Annotated in this window: 2 protein-coding genes; one reads left to right on the forward strand and one right to left on the reverse strand. The window is 61.8% G+C overall.

The annotated features are described in order from the left end of the window. Positions 1-26: 26 nt before the first annotated feature. Positions 27-506, reverse strand: coding sequence for an Lrp/AsnC family transcriptional regulator (locus OC610_RS26490; RefSeq protein WP_030140349.1), 480 nt, complete (start codon positions 504-506; stop codon positions 27-29). A gap of 414 nt (positions 507-920) precedes the next feature. On the opposite strand from OC610_RS26490, the gene OC610_RS26495 reads away from it, so the two are divergent. Then, positions 921-1928 (forward strand): DUF6515 family protein, encoded by a 1008-nt coding sequence (locus OC610_RS26495; RefSeq protein WP_264432159.1) that lies wholly within the window; start codon positions 921-923, stop codon positions 1926-1928. Positions 1929-1991: the final 63 nt, after the last annotated feature.

The following is a 1991-nucleotide window of genomic DNA, read 5'->3' on the forward strand; positions in this document are numbered from 1 at the left end:
GAGCGAGCTTGCTCGCGATGGCGGCTTCAGCTGCGCAGGTGGGTCAGCGGCAACTCAGTGCTGTTGAGCACCTGGTTCAACACGAAACTCGACCGCACGCTGGTGACCCCTTCGATTCGTGTCAGGTGCCCCAGCAACAGTTTCTGGTAATGATCCATGTCCGGCACCACCACCTTGAGCTGGTAGTCCGCGTCGATGCCGGTCACCAGGCTGCACTCCAGCACCTGAGGCAGGCTGCGGATCGCGGCTTCGAAGGTCTCGAAGCGATCGGGGGTGTGGCGGTCCATGCCGATCAGCACGTAGGCGGTCAGGCTCAGGCCGAGCATCTTGCGGTCGAGCAGGGCGACCTGGCGGGTGATGTAGCCGTCGTCCTCAAGTTGCTTGACCCGCCGCGAGCACGGGGAGGGCGACAAGCCGATGCGCTCGGCCAGTTCCTGGTTGGAGATACGCGCGTCGCGCTGCAATTCCGCCAGAATGCTCAGGTCGTAACGGTCGAGTTTGCTCATCGAGCGGGCCTTTATTCGGTTAATTGCGGAAGATTATCCATCCAAGGGTAAAAATTGCGCAAGTGGTGTTTATTCAAGCAATCTTCGCAATCCCCTGCCGGCACCCCCGGCCTATGCTTAACACCAAGATCACTGCTCGGACAAACAGTCCAGTGCAGCCCGCCCAATCCGGCCGGCTGCGGTCGCAGTACCCACCGGTACTGGCAGACCCCCGAGCTGCACACTGTCCAGAAGACGGCGTGAGGTGAGCCGACGTCATAAGCGTCGCGCGCGGACGAAGTTCTCAAGGGGAGGCCGACGGGTCTCCCTTTTTTAATGCCTGCGAAATAAACCCAGCGACTGATAATCTGTCGCAGAACCGGCCTGGGCTTTTCCAGTCTTACCTTCAGGCCCCGAACCGTTGTGAGGAATTTCATGAAGTCGCGCATCTGGCGTTTGGCAGGTGTTGGTCTGTTGTGGGCAAGTGTCAATGCGCAGGGAATGGCTGACGATCAGCAAAACCGGGGCGGCCCGGACGGTGACCACGGACAGAACGGACGAGGCGGCAACGGACAAGGGTATTCAGGCCAGCCCAGGCAGCAAAGCAACGAGATCATCCGGGGCGATAACAGCCGACAGTTCGAGGTCAAGCCGCAATACCAGGGCGGACAACGCTACGAGCGTCCGCCCCAAGACCCCAATGTTCAAGGTCGCCCGCCGCAGCAGCAACCGGGCAACCATTTACCGATCCAGGGGCGGCCCGACAGCGTGACCCAGACCCGAGAACCGCAACCGGGGTACTACCGCGATATTCCGCGCCGCAACGACGGCTATCCGAATGGCGGGCCTCGTCCTGGCCATGAGGGGCGTCCCGAGCAGCATTGGCCCGGCCGCCCGGACGGGCATGGCAATGGCTGGGGCCCAGGGCCGCAATATCGCCCGGGGTATGTGATCGATCGTTTCCCGGATCGCAACTACCGCGTGCCTTATCGAGGCCAGGATTATTTCTACTCCGGTGGCTACTGGTATCGCCCGCAAGGCCCGCGTTATGTCGTGGTCGAGCCGCCACGGGGGATTCGCACCCGCTATCTGCCGGACTATGCCCGTGAGGTCTGGATCGGCAGCTCGCTGTTCTTCCTCGCCGCCGGTGCGTATTACATCTACGAAGCCAATACCCAGGATTACGTCGTGGTCGACGCACCAGCCGCCAACCCGCAGCCACAGCCCCAGGGCAACAGTTTTGACGTGGTGGCTTACCCGGCCAACGGCCAGTCGCCCGAGCAGGTCAACCAGGACGGCTACGACTGCTATCGCTGGGCAGTGCAGCAGAGTGGTTTCGATCCGCGCAACTACACCTACCCACCGGCGCCGGAAGTGGTGCAGACCTATCGCCAGGCCCAGGGGAGTTGCTTGAGTAGCCGTGGGTATCAAGTGACGTACTGAGGCGTGGCAAAGGTGGCAAAGATCGTGCGGACGCTGCTTTTTGTGGCGAGGGGATTTATCCCC

The sequence above is a fragment of the Pseudomonas agronomica genome, assembly GCF_025917275.1.
Taxonomy (GTDB): Bacteria; Pseudomonadota; Gammaproteobacteria; order Pseudomonadales; family Pseudomonadaceae; genus Aquipseudomonas; species Aquipseudomonas agronomica.